Source organism: Herbaspirillum rhizosphaerae (genome assembly GCF_001189965.1).
GTDB lineage: Bacteria > Pseudomonadota > Gammaproteobacteria > Burkholderiales > Burkholderiaceae_D > Herbaspirillum > Herbaspirillum rhizosphaerae.
Genome location: NZ_LFLU01000025.1, coordinates 12,695 through 28,485, shown reverse-complemented (window position 1 = coordinate 28,485; position 15,791 = coordinate 12,695). Strand labels below are relative to the sequence as shown.

General features: G+C 61.6%; 15 protein-coding genes. 1 reads left to right on the top strand and 14 read right to left on the bottom strand.

The features are described 5' to 3' along the window. Positions 1-62 precede the first annotated feature (62 nt). The 9 genes from AKL25_RS22550 to lptM all read right to left on the bottom strand — a co-directional run bounded on the left by AKL25_RS22550 (position 63) and on the right by lptM (position 9,836). Positions 63-710 carry a DUF502 domain-containing protein gene (locus tag AKL25_RS22550; RefSeq protein WP_050479946.1) on the bottom strand — a complete coding sequence of 216 codons (648 nt, stop codon included), beginning with the start codon at positions 708-710 and terminating at the stop codon, positions 63-65. Positions 711-733: 23 nt separating this feature from the next. Further along, the gene (locus AKL25_RS23980) at positions 734-1,114 is read right to left on the bottom strand and encodes an FmdB family zinc ribbon protein (protein WP_083444839.1); all 381 of its coding nucleotides are present in this window, start codon (positions 1,112-1,114) and stop codon (positions 734-736) included. Between the two features lie 162 nt (positions 1,115-1,276). After that, positions 1,277-2,662 (bottom strand): alpha,alpha-trehalose-phosphate synthase (UDP-forming), encoded by a 1,386-nt coding sequence (gene otsA, locus AKL25_RS22540; RefSeq protein WP_050479944.1) that lies wholly within the window; start codon positions 2,660-2,662, stop codon positions 1,277-1,279. 66 nt (positions 2,663-2,728) lie between these two features. After that, positions 2,729-4,591: a glycoside hydrolase family 15 protein gene (locus AKL25_RS22535; protein WP_240475839.1), complete on the bottom strand. Its 1,863-nt coding sequence runs from the start codon at positions 4,589-4,591 to the stop codon at positions 2,729-2,731. A gap of 123 nt (positions 4,592-4,714) precedes the next feature. Beyond that, positions 4,715-5,461 carry a trehalose-phosphatase gene (otsB, locus tag AKL25_RS22530; protein ID WP_050479943.1) on the bottom strand — a complete coding sequence of 249 codons (747 nt, stop codon included), beginning with the start codon at positions 5,459-5,461 and terminating at the stop codon, positions 4,715-4,717. 317 nt (positions 5,462-5,778) lie between these two features. Next, positions 5,779-7,236, bottom strand: a complete 1,458-nt coding sequence (locus tag AKL25_RS22525) for a high affinity choline transporter 1 (RefSeq protein ID WP_050479942.1) — start codon at positions 7,234-7,236, stop codon at positions 5,779-5,781. Between the two features lie 223 nt (positions 7,237-7,459). Next, the gene (locus AKL25_RS22520) at positions 7,460-8,209 is read right to left on the bottom strand and encodes a DNA-3-methyladenine glycosylase (protein ID WP_083444842.1); all 750 of its coding nucleotides are present in this window, start codon (positions 8,207-8,209) and stop codon (positions 7,460-7,462) included. Positions 8,210-8,293: 84 nt separating this feature from the next. Beyond that, complete coding sequence (lysA, locus tag AKL25_RS22515; RefSeq protein ID WP_050479941.1) at positions 8,294-9,589, bottom strand: diaminopimelate decarboxylase; 1,296 nt, start codon at positions 9,587-9,589, stop codon at positions 8,294-8,296. Between the two features lie 19 nt (positions 9,590-9,608). Then, the gene (gene lptM / locus AKL25_RS23975; protein ID WP_083444838.1) at positions 9,609-9,836 is read right to left on the bottom strand and encodes an LPS translocon maturation chaperone LptM; all 228 of its coding nucleotides are present in this window, start codon (positions 9,834-9,836) and stop codon (positions 9,609-9,611) included. A gap of 40 nt (positions 9,837-9,876) precedes the next feature. Between lptM and cyaY the strand changes: the two genes are divergently transcribed. Then, a complete protein-coding gene (cyaY, locus tag AKL25_RS22510) occupies positions 9,877-10,212 on the top strand; it encodes an iron donor protein CyaY (protein ID WP_050479940.1) in 336 nt (111 codons plus the stop codon). Positions 10,213-10,228: 16 nt separating this feature from the next. Here the strand turns inward: cyaY and glpK are convergent, their stop codons facing one another. The 5 genes from glpK to AKL25_RS22485 all read right to left on the bottom strand — a co-directional run bounded on the left by glpK (position 10,229) and on the right by AKL25_RS22485 (position 15,788). Then, positions 10,229-11,710 carry a glycerol kinase GlpK gene (gene glpK, locus AKL25_RS22505; RefSeq protein WP_050479939.1) on the bottom strand — a complete coding sequence of 494 codons (1,482 nt, stop codon included), beginning with the start codon at positions 11,708-11,710 and terminating at the stop codon, positions 10,229-10,231. A 237-nt stretch (positions 11,711-11,947) separates the two neighbouring features. Next, the gene (locus tag AKL25_RS22500) at positions 11,948-13,675 is read right to left on the bottom strand and encodes an ABC transporter substrate-binding protein (protein WP_050479938.1); all 1,728 of its coding nucleotides are present in this window, start codon (positions 13,673-13,675) and stop codon (positions 11,948-11,950) included. Between the two features lie 127 nt (positions 13,676-13,802). Further along, complete coding sequence (locus tag AKL25_RS22495; protein ID WP_050479937.1) at positions 13,803-14,084, bottom strand: DUF2160 domain-containing protein; 282 nt, start codon at positions 14,082-14,084, stop codon at positions 13,803-13,805. A gap of 2 nt (positions 14,085-14,086) precedes the next feature. Further along, entirely contained in the window at positions 14,087-14,905 is an 819-nt protein-coding gene (locus AKL25_RS22490; RefSeq protein WP_050479936.1) for a carbohydrate ABC transporter permease, read from the bottom strand. Next, the gene (locus AKL25_RS22485; RefSeq protein ID WP_050479935.1) at positions 14,898-15,788 is read right to left on the bottom strand and encodes a carbohydrate ABC transporter permease; all 891 of its coding nucleotides are present in this window, start codon (positions 15,786-15,788) and stop codon (positions 14,898-14,900) included. Before AKL25_RS22485 ends, AKL25_RS22490 begins: the two co-directional genes overlap by 8 nt. Between the last annotated feature and the right edge of the window lie 3 nt (positions 15,789-15,791).

Below are 15,791 nucleotides of genomic sequence, written 5' to 3'. Positions count from 1 at the left end.
CAGGGCGAAGGCGGGGCAGGACAGCGCAGTCACGTCAGAGGCGCGCGGCGCTGAACGCCCCTTCAATTATGATTGGCCGCATCGGCGGCGATGTCCGTGATGATCTTCTTGTCCGCCTGCATTTCCGGCGCGACCACCCCCATCGAGACGATGTACTTGAGCGCTTCGTCCACGCTCATCTCCAGCTCGATGGTGTCGGCGCGCGGCACCATCAGGAAAAATCCCGAGGTCGGGTTCGGCGTGGTCGGCACGTACAGGCTGACGTAGTCGACGCCTTGCAGGTGGTTCTTCACTTCACCGCCGGGGACGCCGGTCAGGAAAGCGATGGTCCACGAGCCCTGGCGCGGATACTGCACCAGCACGGCCTTGCGGAAGGCATTGCCGGACGACGAGAACAGCGTGTCGGATACTTGCTTGACGCTGGAGTAGATCGACTTGACCACCGGAATGCGGGTCAGCAAACCTTCCCACAGCGACACCACCTGGCGGCCGATGAAGTTGCGCGTAGCCAGGCCGGTGATGAAGATGATCAGCAGCGTGAGGATGGTGCCCAGGCCGGGAATGCGGAAACCGACCAGCGCTTCCGGCCGCCAGCTGACCGGCAGCAGCAGCAGCGACTGATCCATGGTGCCGATGATCAGGTTGAGCACCCACACCGTGATGGCCAGCGGGACAAGGATCAGCAGACCGGTGATGAAGTATTTGCGCATGGGATGGGTTTTCGCGGTGTCGGTCAGGAAGCGCTTGGCGTACTTGGAGCGCTGGAGGCGCTCGGCGTACTCGGGGCAGCAGCAGGTGCAGCAGAAGCGGCTACCGGTGCGGCAGCGGTTGTGGATGCAGCAGGGGCAGATGCGCCGTCAGAAGAGGCAGGCGCTTCGCTCGCAGGCAAGGCGGTACCGGTGGCGCCGGTGCTGTTGGCGACGCCGCTGCCATTGCCGCGAAAATCGGTCACATACCAGCCCGAACCCTTGAGCTGGAAGCCGGCGGCGGTCAGTTGTTTCCTGAAGCTGTCCTTGTTACAGGACGGGCAAACGGTCAACGCGTCGTCAGACATCTTTTGCAGCACATCTTTGGCAAAACCACACGCTTCGCAGCGATACGCGTAAATCGGCATGAATTACTCCGGCAAAAATCGTCCAAAACCCTGAATTATAAAGGTTTTTCAGCCGTTTTTACGAGTCTGCTGCAAGTCAGGCCCGCCGAGGCCGGACAAGGGCCTGAACAGGCATTCCCAAAAGCAACAAACATCATCGATTATTGCGAAAGAAGGAGAAAACTAAAAATCGCTGCGGGATTGTTCCAGAGTCTGCAAGAAACTGCTGCGCCACCAGTGCACGTCGAACTCGCGGATCCGCGCCAGCAAGGCGGCATGGCGCTCCTTGCGTTCGGCCAGCGGCATCTGCAAGGCATGCTGGATCGCCTGCGCCGTGCCGTGGGTGTCGTAGGGATTGACCAGCAAGGCTTCCTTCATCTGCTCGGCGGCGCCGGCAAAGCGCGACAGCACCAGCACGCCGGGATCGTCCTCATCCTGGGCGGCGACGAATTCCTTGGCGACCAGATTCATGCCGTCGCGCAGCGGCGTCACCAGCGCCACCGCACAGGCGCGGTACAAGCCAGGCAGGCGCTTGCGCGCGACGGTGCGATGCATGTAGCGGATCGGCATCCATTCGAAATCGCCGTAGTCGCCGTTGATGGAACCGCACAGGCTTTCCAGCTCGCGCTGGATGTCGGCGTAAGCGTCGACGTCTTCACGGCTGGGCGAAGCCACCTGCAGCAGCGTCGCGCTGTGGCGGTTTTCGGGATATTGCTGCAGCAATTCGCGGAAGGCGCGGATGCGATGCGGCAAACCCTTGGAATAATCGAGCCGGTCGACGCCGATCAGCAAGCGCCGCCGCGAATATTCCTGGCGCGTGGTCTCGAAGGTTTCGCGCGCTTCGCGGGCGCGGCCCAGACGCTGGAAGTCGTCGACATCGATCCCGATCGGAAACGCCTTGGCCTGCACCGTGCTGTTGAAGGCGCGGAACTGGCTGACGCCGACGGTCTCGGCGGTGGCCTCGGCTTTGACGTAATTTGAGAAATGCTGCAAATCCGCTTCCGTCTGAAAACCCACCAGGTCATAAGCGAATAAGGCGCGCATGAGCCACTCGTGCGAAGGAATCGCCGCCAGGATTTGAGGCGGCGGCAGCGGGATATGCAGGAAGAAGCCGATGCGGTTGCCGCAACCCATGGCGCGCAGTTCGGCCGCCAGCGGAATCAGGTGGTAGTCGTGGATCCAGATCAGGTCGTCCGGCTTGAGCAGCGGCATGAGCTTGCGCGCGAACAGCTGGTTGACGCGGCGATAGCCGCCCAGATGGCCCGATTCGAAATGCGCCAGATCGAGCCGGTAATGGAACACCGGCCACAGCACGCCGTTGGCGTAGCCGCGGTAGTAGGCGTCATGGTCTTCGGCGCACAGATCGAGTTCGGCCAGCGTGACGGAACCGGCCTGGCTGACATGCAAGGCGCCTTCGCCGGGCGTGCCGTCTTCGACGACCTTGCCGCTCCAGCCGAACCAGACGCCGCCGGTGCGTTTGAGGGTTTCACCCAGCGCCACCGCCAGTCCCCCGGCCGCCGGCTTGCGCGGATCAGCGAGACGATTCGAAACTACAACGAGGCGGGACATGATGAAACTCCTTTTTTGTTGTGTCGGACGGATTGAAACCAAATGAGCTGCATAGGCTGAAGAACGTCAAATGACGCTTTCCCAGGAAGCAGACAAGCGCATCGCGCAATTGATGATCCCGACCATGGAATACGTCTGCGGAAAATTCCCCCACATCTGGCCGGTGACCGGATGCGTGTCTTCCGACAGCAGGCCGACATGGTTGCGCGCCGCCAGCATGGCTTCGAAAATTTCGCGCGCCTGTTCCTTGCGGCCGATGCGCGCCAGCGCGTCGATGCGCCAGAAGGTGCAGATGTTGAAGGCGGTTTCGGGACGGCCGAAGTCGTCCGGCGCTTCATAACGGCGCATGTAAGGACCGTCGCACAGATATTTTTCCAACGCGTCGACGGTGGCGATGAAACGCTTGTCGGTCGGCGAAATCAGGCCGACTTCCACCATCAGCAGGACGCTGGCGTCAAGGTCGCGGCCGCCGAAACTTTCGGCATAGGTCTGACGTTCCTCATTCCAGGCTTCGGTCAGGATGCGCTTGCCGATCATGTCGGCGCGCTCGATCCAATAGGTGGCGCGATCGGTCAGCTCCAGCCGCACGGCGATCTTGGCGAGCCGGTCGCACGCGGCCCAGCTCATCAGCGCCGACGAAGTGTGGATGCGCGAACGCGTGCGCAACTCCCACATGCCGGCGTCGGGGCGATCGTACATTTCAAAGGCGCGCTCGCCGACCGCTTCCAGATGCTTGAACTGCTCGATGCCGGCGCGGTGATGCAGGCGGACATCGTGGAAGGCTTGCGCAGCGCCGAGGATGATGTTGCCGTAGACGTCGTGCTGAAAATGCTCGTAAGCCTGATTGCCGACGCGCACCGGCGCGTGGTGGCGATAGCCGGGCAAGTGATCGAGGATCTGCTCCGGCAAGGCTTCTTCCAGGCCGATGCCATACAGCGGCTGCACGTGACCGCCGGCTGAGCGCACCACGACATTGGTGAGCCAGCGCAGATAGTCTTCCATGGTGCCAAGTTCGGAAATGCTGTTGAGCGCGCGCACCACGAAGAAGGCGTCGCGCAGCCAGCAATAGCGATAGTCCCAGTTGCGCGCACTGCCCGGCGCTTCCGGCACGCTGGTGGTCATGGCGGCGATGATGGCGCCGGTGTCTTCGTAGACCGACATCTTGAGCGTGATGGCGGCGCGGATCACGGCAGCCTGCCACTCCAGCGGCGTGGCGAGACTGCGGCTCCAGTTGCGCCAGTAGGTGACGGTTTCCTGTTCGAAGCTGCGCGCGGTGTCGCCGATGCCGCCGGTCAGGGTTTCGTCCGGGCCGAGCAGGAAGTTGAACGGACGGCTGATGACGAAAGCGGTCTCATCGAGAAGATAGCTGATAGGCGCATCGGTGTTGAGGCGCAGGATCATTTCCGATCCGACGTAGCGCACGTGGTTACTGCCGCGCGTGATCTCGGGGATCTCGCGGCCCCAGTCGAAACGCGGACGCAGCAGCACGCGCAAACGCGGCGCGCCGTTCAGCGGCAGCACGCGTCGCACCAATGTCTGCGGACGGAAGAAGCGGCCCCGGCTGGGAAAGCGCGGCGCGAAGTCGGTGATCTCGACGCCCTGCCCCAGCGTGTCGTAGAGACGCGTTTTCAGGACGGCGGTATTCGGCTCGTAGCACTGCTCGCTGTGCGAAAAATTCTCGAGCTCAAAACTCCACAGGCTGCCGTTCTCGCCGGGATCGAGCAAGGCGTTGAAGACCGGATCGCCGTCGAAGCGCGGCAGGCAACACCAGACGATGCGGCCGAGCTTGTCGATCAGCGCACTGTAGGAACAGTTGCCGATGACGCCGAGGTCGAGCGAGGAAGTGGAAGGCCGGTCGCCGTCGTTGCTGACGCCGATGGAGGTATCGTTGCCGGGAGTGTCGATGGATGACGGTGATGACGTGCTCATGCTGCCTTTCCTCTCTTTACTCTTTTTGTTGTTGCCCGAATGTTGCTATGTTGCTGCCGGCGGACTTGCCGGTCCGGCGCTGCGTTGCTGGTCCAACTCCGGGGGCGCGAAAAAATGTTCCTCTCAAAGACGCCGGTCTGCGGCGTTCAATGCCTGCTCCAGCCATTGATGCAGGGCCGCCGGATTATCCAGCCGCATGTTGGCCTTGCTCGGTCCTTCGCCGATCTTGATGCCGAAGCCGGCGCCGTGCGCTTGCACCCAGTCGAAGCCCGCCTCGTCGGTCACGTCGTCGCCGACGAAGACCGGACGGCGGCCGGCGAACGGCGCCTCGCGCATGAAGGCGGCGATGGCGGCGCCCTTGTCGGCCAGCGCCGCCTTGGCTTCCACCACCATCTTGCCGTGCAGAACGGTAAAACCGGGCACGCGCGAGACGGCGTGATTCATGGCTTCGATACAGGCCTGCTCCAGATGCGGCGCCTTGCGATAGTGCAAGGCCAGTGCGCCGCGCTTGGGTTCCAGCATCAGGCCGGGGTGACGCGCCACCAGCGTCGCAAGGCGCTCCATCAGGCGGGCCGTGTCGGGCGCCGGCAATTGGATCAGCCGCCCGGCGGCGTCGCGACGTTCCAGCCCGTGCACGCCGGCGGCGGGCAGGCGCAGCGGCGCCAGATAATGGTCGAGCTGCTCCACCGGACGGCCGCTGACCACGGCCAGCGCGCCCTTCGAGAGTTCTTGAAGCCGCTGCAACAGCTCGATCAGGTCCGGCGCCGGCACCACGCTGTCGGGCTCGGGAGCCAGATTCACGAGGGTGCCGTCGAAGTCCAGAAACAGTGCATCAGCGGCAAAGTCGTATTCATGAGTTTGCAGAGACATGCTTGATGAGGTCGATTTAATACCGATTAGTTCCAATTGGTTTTTCGATAATAAAATCGATTTTGACAATGATTTTCCCTACGAAAACACGCGAGAAAAAAAGCGATACTGCCGGCACGAAATGACCGGATAAAAACCTGTGAGAGAAGGAAAAGACTGAATCTGCGCCGCTCAGGTGATTCGCATCATCATGCTGAAAATGCGAATCGCCCGAGGGAGAGGAGGGAAAAAGAATCCGTTGTGCACGAAGGGCACAAGCCTGTCTATCAGTGTTGCGTGAAGTGGCTTATGAGTCAGCGTCTTACAACAATGCAGAATTAACTGCTCTGGCCATCCGTGCTCAACACCGCTTGCGTCTGCGGAATCGGCGCCACCAGTTGCGGCATCAGCGAACCGACCACCATGCCGCCGATGCTCATCAGCAAGCCGACCAGCTGCGGCGGCCACATGCCTTCCGGCGCGGTGTATTCCAGCGTGATCCACGAGACCAGGCCGAGGATCATCGCGGCCAATGCGCCCTGACGCGTAGCGCGCTTCCAGTAGACGCCGAAGGCCAGCGGCGTGAAGGCAGCGACCAACGTGACTTTATAGGCGTTCTCGACCATCTGGTAAATGCTGGACTGGCTGTTCAAGGCCAGCGACGTCACGGCGACGGTGAAGACCAGCACCACCACGCGCATGGAAAACAGGAATTCCTTGTCGCTCTTCCATGGACGGATTTCCTTGATCACGTTTTCCGTGAAGGTCACCGACGGCGCCAGCAAAGTCGCGCTGGCGCAGCTCTTGATCGCCGACAGCAGCGCGCCGAAAAACATCACCTGCGCAAACACCGGCATCTTTTCCATGATCAGCGTCGGCAGCACCAACTGCGAATCGGTCTCCAGCAAACGCGACACCATGGCCGGATCGATCAGCGTGGCCGAGTACGCCAGGAAAATCGGGATGAACACGAACATGAAGTAGATCACGCCGCCCAGGATCGAGGCGTTGCGTGCGATGTTTTCATTCTTCGACGACATCACGCGCTGGAACACGTCCTGCTGCGGAATCGAGCCGAGCATCATGGTGATCCAGGCGGCAAAGAACCACAGCACCTCCTTGGGCGTGGGCGAAGGCCAGAAGTTGAATTTGCCGGCGTCGGCGGCGTGCTTGATGACGACTGCCGGACCGCCGACCATGCCGGAGACTTCCCAGCCGATGTAGAGCATGCCGACCACCACGATGATCATTTGCAGGAAGTCGGTGATCGCCACCGCCCACATGCCGCCCATGAGCGTATAGATCAGCACGCTGGAGGCGCCGATGATCATGCCCCAGTGCATCGGGATGTAGCCGCCCGAGACGACGTTGAACACCAGCCCCAGCGCCTTGATCTGCGCCGCCACCCAGCCGAGGTAAGAAATCACGATACAGATCGTCACCAGCATTTCGGCGGCGCGGCCAAAACGCTTCTTGTAGTAATCGCCGATGGTCAGCAGGTTCATGCGGTACAGCGGCTTGGCGAAGAACACGCCCACCAGGATCAGGCACAGCGAGGAACCGAAGGGATCGGCGACGATGCCGCCCAGGCCTTCCTTGAGGAAGGTCGACGACACCCCCAGCACCGCTTCCGAACCGAACCAGGTGGCGAACACGGTCGCCGTCACCACCGACATCGGCAGCGCCCGGCCGGCAATGGCGTAGTCCTTGCCGCTCTTGACGAACTTGGTTGCGTAAAGGCCGATACCGACTGAAATCACCCAATAAAGTATGACGAACCAGATCAGGGCATTCATGCAATTTCCTTACGCAAAAGGGCTGAAAAAGGGCTGTAAAAGCGGGAGGGCGAGTGTGCGAAAACGCGCATTATAACGGCATTACCGGTATGTTTTCCCACCCCGCCAGCCATTCGTCAGCAAATTTCGCGCCACCGGTGAAAAGTGTAAAGACGGCCCCCTCCAAGACTGACGACCGTGGCTGGATTGCATCCCGGTAAGCTGAAAATGCGGAAGCGCGGAATCAGCCCATAACCGGAATCACGCCGCGAGGAAATTGTTGCTCGGCAGCCATTTTTCCATCGCGATCGATCCAACGGTAGTCCAACGGTGCGGTTTGCCCCTTGCGCAACGGATTTCGGGTGCAGTGGCGGGTGTAGGCGGGGTCGACATAACGATAAGGGAGGTGCTCGTCGCGTCCGGCGGCAATCCCCAGTCGCGTGGTTTCGATCAGCGTCTGCGGCGCTTCGCCCACGTCGTCTACAAACAATTCTTCGGGATCAAAAGCCTTCGCATCCCAGTCGGGAACGCGCAAGGCCAAAGCCTTGCACAGCAAGGATTGCCCCGCACACAGCCGGTGCAATGGCCGCATGCCTCCCTGCGCATCGGGATTTTCGGCCTGCATGACGGCAAGCGCCTCGGGACCGGCGATGGCGTCGATCCAGGGATAGGCGGATTTGATGAGGACGGCGTTGCCCGGACCAGCGGCGCTGAAGTTGAGCGAATCGCCGCCGCGCGAGTAGTACATGTAAATGGTGCCGCCTTCCATGAAGAGCGCGCGCCGTTTGTGGGTGTAGCCCAGCGAAGCGTGGCTGCCGCGTTCATCGAGGCGATAAGCTTCGGTCTCGATGATGCGGGCCGAAAGCCACTGGCCCTTCCAGCGCCGGCGGATGACTTTGCCGATCAGCGCGCGCGCCAGCGCCGGACTGTCCTGATCGAAAAAACTGTTGTCCAGCATGGTGAAGCAAGCGGCGGCAGATGAGGTTTTACGCATCTTCTCTTCCATCGGGATCATCAAATGGCAACGGGGCGAGTCCTTCCGGAACTCGCCCCGCCGTCGGCGTGCATTGCTCGCCTATCAGTCGACGATAGCTTCCAGCGCGAACAAGTCGGCCGGATTTTCACGCTTGCGGATCAGGTGCACCTTGTCGCCGTCGACCAGGACTTCCGCCGCGCGGCCGCGGGTGTTGTAGTTGGAGGCCATGGTCATGCCGTAGGCGCCGGCCGACATCAGCGCCAGCAGGTCGCCCGGCGCCAGCGCCAGTTCGCGGTTGCGCGCCAGCCAGTCGCCGGATTCGCACACCGGACCGACGATGTCGTAGGTCTGGGCCGCGTCCTGGCGCTGCTGCACGGCTTGCACGCCGTGCCAGGCTTCGTACAGGGCAGGACGCATGAGGTCGTTCATGGCGGCGTCGACCACGGCGAAGTTCTTGGTTTCGCCGTGCTTCAGATATTGCACTTCGGTGATCAGCAGGCCGGCGTTGCCGACGATGGAGCGGCCCGGTTCGAACATGACCTTGATGGCACGGCCGTCGTATTTCTGCTTGCGCCAGGCATCGACGCGGGCGAACAGACGTCCCAGGTAGTCGCCCACCGGGACCGGCTGTTCGTCGTCATAGGTGATGCCGATGCCGCCGCCGATGTCGAGGTGGTGGATGGCGATGCCTTCCGATTCCAGCTGGTCGATCAGCTCGATCACCTTGTCGAGCGCTTCCAGCAGCGGTGCGTCGTCCAGCAATTGCGAACCGATGTGGCAATCGATGCCGACCACTTCGATGTTCGGCAAGGCCGCCGCGTCGCGGTAGCAGGCCAGCGCATCTTCGTAGGCGACGCCGAATTTGTTTTCTTTCAGGCCGGTGGAAATGTACGGATGGGTCTTGGCGTCGACGTTGGGATTGACGCGCAGCGAGATGCGCGCGCGCTTGCCGGCTTCGCCGGCGACTTCGTTGAGACGATGGACTTCAGGAATCGATTCGACGTTGAAGCACAGGATGTCGTGTTCCAGCGCCAGGCGCATTTCATCGCGGCCCTTGCCCACGCCGGAGAAGATCACCTTGCGCGGATCGCCGCCGGCGGCAATCACGCGCAGCAGTTCGCCGCCCGAGACGATGTCGAAGCCGGAACCGAGCTTGCCCAACAGGTTCAGCACCGCCAGGTTGGAATTGGATTTGACCGAATAGCACACCAGCGCGCCGCCGTCGCCGGCATCCACGCTGCGGCCGGCTTTCTTGCAGGCATCGGCGTAGGCGGAATAGTTGGCGGTCAATGCTGCCTTGGAATACACGTAGAGCGGCGAGCCGAATTGCTGAGCCAGTGCATTCAGGGGCAGATTTTCGGCGTGCAGGACGCCGTCGCGATAGGAAAAATGAGACATAAAGTAGAGACGGCGAGAATTATTTTGATTGAGGAGCGGCAGTATTCGATGACGCCGCACCGGTGTTGTCAGTTGCAGCATCGGCGCCAGGCACCGTCGGCGCCGTCCTGACAGGATGCTCGGCCGGGGGTTTCGGCAGGTACAACGGTCCCTTCTGGCCGCAGCCGCTGAGCAGCACAAGCAGTGCGACAGCGCTCAGCGCGAGGGACGCCGGACGAGCCGGGGAAAAATGAAATGGAGACTTCACGATAGAATCACGGGTTTACATCAATGTCTCGGAGTGTAGCATGACAGAATCAGAATTCCTGGCCCTCGCGGATTCCGCGCTGAACGCGATCGAAGCCGCCCTGGAGCAGGCCACCGACGACACTGACCTCGACGTCGAGTGCAGCCGCAGCGGCAATGTGCTGGAAATCGAATGTATAGACAACGGTTCCAAAATCATCGTCAACAGCCAGGCCCCCATGCAAGAACTGTGGCTGGCGTCCAAGTCGGGCGGCTATCACTTCAAATATGACGGCAAACAATGGCTGAGCGCGCGCGACGGCTCCGAACTGTACGCTACGCTGTCGGCCTCGGTCACCGAACAGGCCGGCGTCGCCGTGACGCTCAGCGCGCCCTGAGTCGGAAGCAGGTTCTTCAACCGGCGCTGACCTGCTTGATGGCACGCTCCCAGGTTTGTATTTTCGTTGCCGCTTCGTCGCGGCTCATGGTCGGCAGGAAAGTGCGTTCCATGCGCCAGTGTTCCGACAATTCCGCCATGTCCCGATAAACACCGGTCGCCAGCCCGGCCAGGCTGGCGGCGCCGAGGGCGGTGGTTTCCGTGACTTGCGGACGGATCACCGGAATGCCGAGCAAATCGGCCTGGAATTGCAGCAGCAGATTGTTGGCCGACGCACCGCCGTCGACACGCAGTTCGGTGATCGGCGACACCGCGTCGCGCACCATCGCGGTCAGTAATGCGGTGCTCTGGAAGGCGATCGATTCCAGCGCGGCGCGCGCGATGTGCGCCACCGTGCTGCCGCGGCTCAGGCCGACGATCGCGCCCTTGGCCGAAGGATTCCAATACGGCGCGCCGAGCCCGGTAAATGACGGCACGAACACCACGCCGCCGGAGTCCGGCGCCGAGGCTGCCAGCTCTTCCACATCCGTTGAATTCTTGATGGCCTTGAGGCCGTCGCGCAACCACTGCACCACCGCGCCGCCGATGAATACGCTGCCTTCCAGCGCGTATTGCTTGCGCTCGCCGACCTGGCAGGCGGCGGTACTGATCAGGCCGTTGTGCGATTGCGCGCACTGGTCGCCGGTATGCAGCAGCATGAAACAGCCGGTGCCGTAAGTATTCTTGGCCATGCCGGGCTGGAAGCAGGCCTGGCCGAACAAGGCCGACTGCTGGTCGCCGGCGATGCCGCCTATCATCACCGCCGCACCCAGATGTTCGGCGTCGGTGCGGCCGTACAGATGCGCCGACGGATGCACCTCCGGCAACATCGAACGCGGCACGTCCAGCCATTCGAGCAATTCGTCGTCCCAGTTGCCGATATGGATGTTCCACAGCATCGTGCGCGAGGCGTTTGACACATCGGTCACGTGCAGGCGCCCCGCCGTCAGGTTCCAGATCAGCCAGGCATCGACCGTGCCGAAGGCCAGCTCGCCGCGCCGCGCGCGCTCGCGCAGGCCGGGCACGCTGTCGAGGATCCAGTGCAGCTTGGTGCCGGAGAAATATGGATCGAGCACCAGCCCGGTCTTGGCCTGGATGGCATCGGTCAGGCCGCGCTCGCGCAGCCCGGCGCAGATGGCTTCGGTGCGGCGGTCTTGCCAGACGATGGCGTTATGCACCGGCTTGCCGGTGGCGCGCTCCCATACGACGGTGGTCTCGCGCTGATTGGTGATGCCCAGTGCCGCCAGGTCGGCGGCCTTGATACCGGCCTGCGCCAGCACCTGGCGGCAGGTTTGTAATTGGCTGTTCCAGAGATCCATCGGATCGTGCTCGACCCAGCCGGGCTGCGGAAAGATCTGGCGAAACTCTTGCTGCGCCGTAGCAACGATGGCGCCGGTTTCGTCGAAGATGATGCTGCGTGAGCTGGACGTGCCCTGATCGAGAGCGAGCAGATATGCCATGACATTCGCCTTACAAATCACTGTGAGAATCACAGCGTAACAATGATTGCCTTACGCTGGAAGAAAAAACGTCATTCCGGCGGATACCGGAATGACGTCGTGGCGCTACTAGAAGTCTCGGCTTCCTGCAGAAGCGTAGCGAGCGGTCCGAGCTCTGGAGGAGAAGCGCAGCCGTACGCGAGTACGGTGAGCATCGCAGTCCGGAGATCGGATCGCGCTTAGCTTATGCGGGAATGCCTAGCGAACTTTGCCGTCCTTCCAGGCTTGCAGGAGTTTGTCGTAAGGGATGGTTTCGCCCTTCGGTTTTTCGTTGGCCAGCTTGGTCCATGGCGCGCCCTTGTCGGACATCCAGGTCGCAGGATCCTTCTTGTCGTTGAGCTTGGGCGCGCAGTTCTTCATGCCGGCACGCTGCAGGCGCGCCATGATGCCGTCCATTTCTTCGGCCAGGTTATCCATCGCGCCTTGCGGTGTCTTCTCGCCGGAGATGGCGGTGGAGATATTCTTCCACCACAGCTGCGCCATCTTCGGATAGTCGGGCACGTTATTGCCGGTCGGCGTCCATGCCACGCGCGCCGGGCTGCGATAGAACTCGATCAGGCCGCCGTACTTCGCCGCGTTCTTGGTGAAGTATTCCGAACGGATGTCGGAATCGCGGATGAAGGTCAGGCCGACGATGGACTTCTTCAGCGACACGGTCTTGGATGTCACGAACTGGCCGTACAGCCAGGCGGCGGCCATCTGGTCAGGCGGCGTGCTCTTGAGGAAGGTCCAGGAACCGACGTCCTGATAGCCGTTCTGCATGCCCTCTTTCCAGTATGGGCCATGCGGGCCCGGCGCCATGCGCCACTTCGGCGAGCCGTCGGTGTTGACCACCGGCAGGCCTTGCTTGGTCATGCCCGCGGTGAAGGCGCTGTACCAGAACACCTGCTGCGCGATATGGCCCTGCGCCGGTACCGGCCCGGCTTCGGAAAAGGTCATGCCGAGCGCTTCCGGCGGTGCGTATTTCTTCATCCAGTCGAGATACTTCGTCAACGCATAGACTGCCGCCGGCGAATTGGTGGCGCCGCCGCGCGACATCGACGCGCCGACCGGCGTGCACTTGTCGTCCGCTACGCGAATGCCCCACTCGTCGACCGGCAAGCCGTTCGGCAAACCCTTGTCGGCGGCGCCGGCCATCGACAGCCAGGCATCGGTGAAGCGCCAGCCCAGCGACGGATCCTTCTTGCCGTAGTCCATGTGGCCGAAGATCTTCTTGCCGTCCAGTTCCTTGACGTCGTTGGTGAAGAATGCGGCGATGTCCTCGTAGGCGGACCAGTTTTGCGGCACGCCCAGCTCATAGCCGTACTTGGCCTTGAACTTGTCTTGCAGGTCCTTGCGCGCAAACCAGTCGGCACGGAACCAGTACAGGTTGGCGAACTGCTGGTCGGGCAGTTGGTACAGCTTGCCGTCCGGCGCGGTGGTGAAGCTGGTGCCGATGAAATCCTTCAGGTCGAGGCCGGGATTGGTGTATTCCTTGCCGGGACCAGCCATGTAATCGGACAGCACCACGGTCTGGCCGTTGCGGTAGTGAGTGCCGATCAGGTCGGAGTCGTTGACCCAGCCGTCATAGATCGATTTGCCCGATTGCAGCGAAGTCTGCATCTTCTCGACCACGTCGCCTTCCTGGATCACGTCGTGCTTGACCTTGATGCCGGTGATTTCCTCAAAGGCCTTGGCCAGGGTTTTCGATTCATAGGCGTGCGTATCCAGGGTTTCCGACACCACGTGGATTTCCTTGACGCCCTTGGCCTTGAGTTTGGCGGCGGCGTCGATGAACCATTGCATTTCGCTCAGCTGTTGCTGGCGCGACAGCGTGCTTGGTTTGAACTCCGTGTCGACCCACTTCTCGGCGGACTTGGTGTCCGCCCATACGTTGCCCGCCACGGCAATCGCGGCTGCCAGCACGGTTAGCTTGAATTTATGCATCACGTCTCCTCGTCACCTTCCCAAAAAATTGGTCGCGCAAGAGAGGGAAGGACGTTCTCCCGCGCGTTATTTTGCTGCTTGTTGACACCTACTTCTTTTTATCTTTACCGGTGTTTCCGGCCCGGATTCAACCCTTGCGCATGATCAAAAACAAAGCCAGAAATCCGAGCGCCGTCGCATACCACTGGTCCAGATCGGTCACCGCGACCCAGGCCAGATTGATGTAGGCGGCGCTCAGCAAACCGATGAACAAACGGTCGCCGCGCGTCGTTCGCAGCGGCAGGAAACCCTTGCGCTCCACCGTCGGCGAGCGGATTTCCCAGATCGTCATCCCCACCAGCATGAGCGCGATGCAAATGAAAAAGACGGCGATCGGCGGTGTCCACGACATCCATGAAAAAGCAGCCATCGTCACACCCTCCCCATCGCGAAGCCCTTGGCGATATGGTTGCGAACGAACCAGATCACCAGCGCTCCCGGAATAATCGTCAACACCCCGGCCGCGGCCAGGATGCCCCAGTCCATGCCGGCCGCCGACGCGGTGCGCGTCATGATGGCGCTGATCGGCTTGGCGTTGACCGAGGTCAGCGTGCGCGCCAGCAGCAGCTCGACCCAGCTGAACATGAAGCAGAAGAACGCCGTCACGCCGACGCCCGACTTGATCAGCGGCAGGAAGATACGGAGGAAGAAACGCGGGAACGAAAAACCGTCGATGTAGGCGGTCTCGTCGATCTCGCGCGGCACGCCCGACATGAAGCCTTCCAGAATCCACACCGCCAGCGGCACGTTGAACAACATGTGCGCCAGCGCCACGGCGATGTGCGTATCCATCAGCCCGACCGTCGAGTACAGCTGGAAGAACGGCAGCAGGAACACCGCCGGCGGCGTCATGCGGTTGGTCAGCAGCCAGAAGAACATGTGCTTGTCGCCGAGGAAGCGGTAGCGCGAAAACGCATAGGCCGCCGGCAGCGCCACCAGCAGCGACAGCACCGTGTTGATGGCGACGTAGATGATGGAATTGATATAGCCGGAATACCACGAAGCGTCGGTGAAGATGACCTTGTAGTTGTCCAGCGTCGGCTGGTTCGGCCATAGCGTGAAGACCGCCAGCGTTTCTTCGTTGGTCTTGAGCGAGGTGTTGAACAGCCAGTACAGCGGGATCAGCGTGAAGGCGATGTACAGCGCCAGCGTCAGCACGCGCGGCCAGTTGCTTTGCTTGTTTTTATTCATGATTGGCTCCGGTGTTCTGTCCACCATTGCCGGCACTCTGCATCCAGTTGTACAAGATGAAGGACAGCAGCAGGATGATCAGGAAATAAATCAGCGAGAACGCCGCGGCAGGTCCCAAATCGAACTGGCCGACCGCCTTTTGCGTCAGGTACTGGCTCAGGAAAGTGGTCGAGTTGCCCGGACCGCCGCCGGTGAGTACGAAGGGTTCGGTGTAAATCATGAAGCTGTCCATGAAGCGCAACAGCACCGCGATCACCAGCACGCCGCGCATCTTGGGTAACTGGATGAAACGGAACACCGCCCAGCGGCTGGCGCCGTCGATCTGCGCGGCCTGATAGTAGGCGTCGGGAATCGAGCGCAAGCCGGCGAAGGCCAACAAGGCCACCAGCGGCGTCCAGTGCCAGACATCCATCACCAGCACGGTGATCCATGCGTCGAGCGAATTGGAGGCGTAGTTGTAATCCATGCCGAGACGGCTCAGCACATAGCCCCCCAGGCCGATATCGGCGCGGCCGAAAATCTGCCAGATGGTGCCGACCACGTTCCACGGGATCAGCAGCGGCATGGCCAGGATCACCAGCGCCGCCGACGACTTCCAACCCTGCGCCGGCATCGACAGCGCCAGGGCTATGCCTAGCGGGATCTGCACCAGCAGCACGCAGAACGAGAAGATCAGCTGGCGCAGCAATGCCGAATGCAACTCGCTGTCGCGCATCACGGCGCGGAACCATTCGAGGCCGACGAACACGCTCTGCTCGGGACTGATGATGTCCTGCACCGAATAATTGACCACCGTCATCAGCGGGATGATCGCGGAGAACGCGACCGTCAGGAACACCGGCAGGATGAAAAACCAGGCCTTGTTGTTGTATGGCTTGTTCATGAC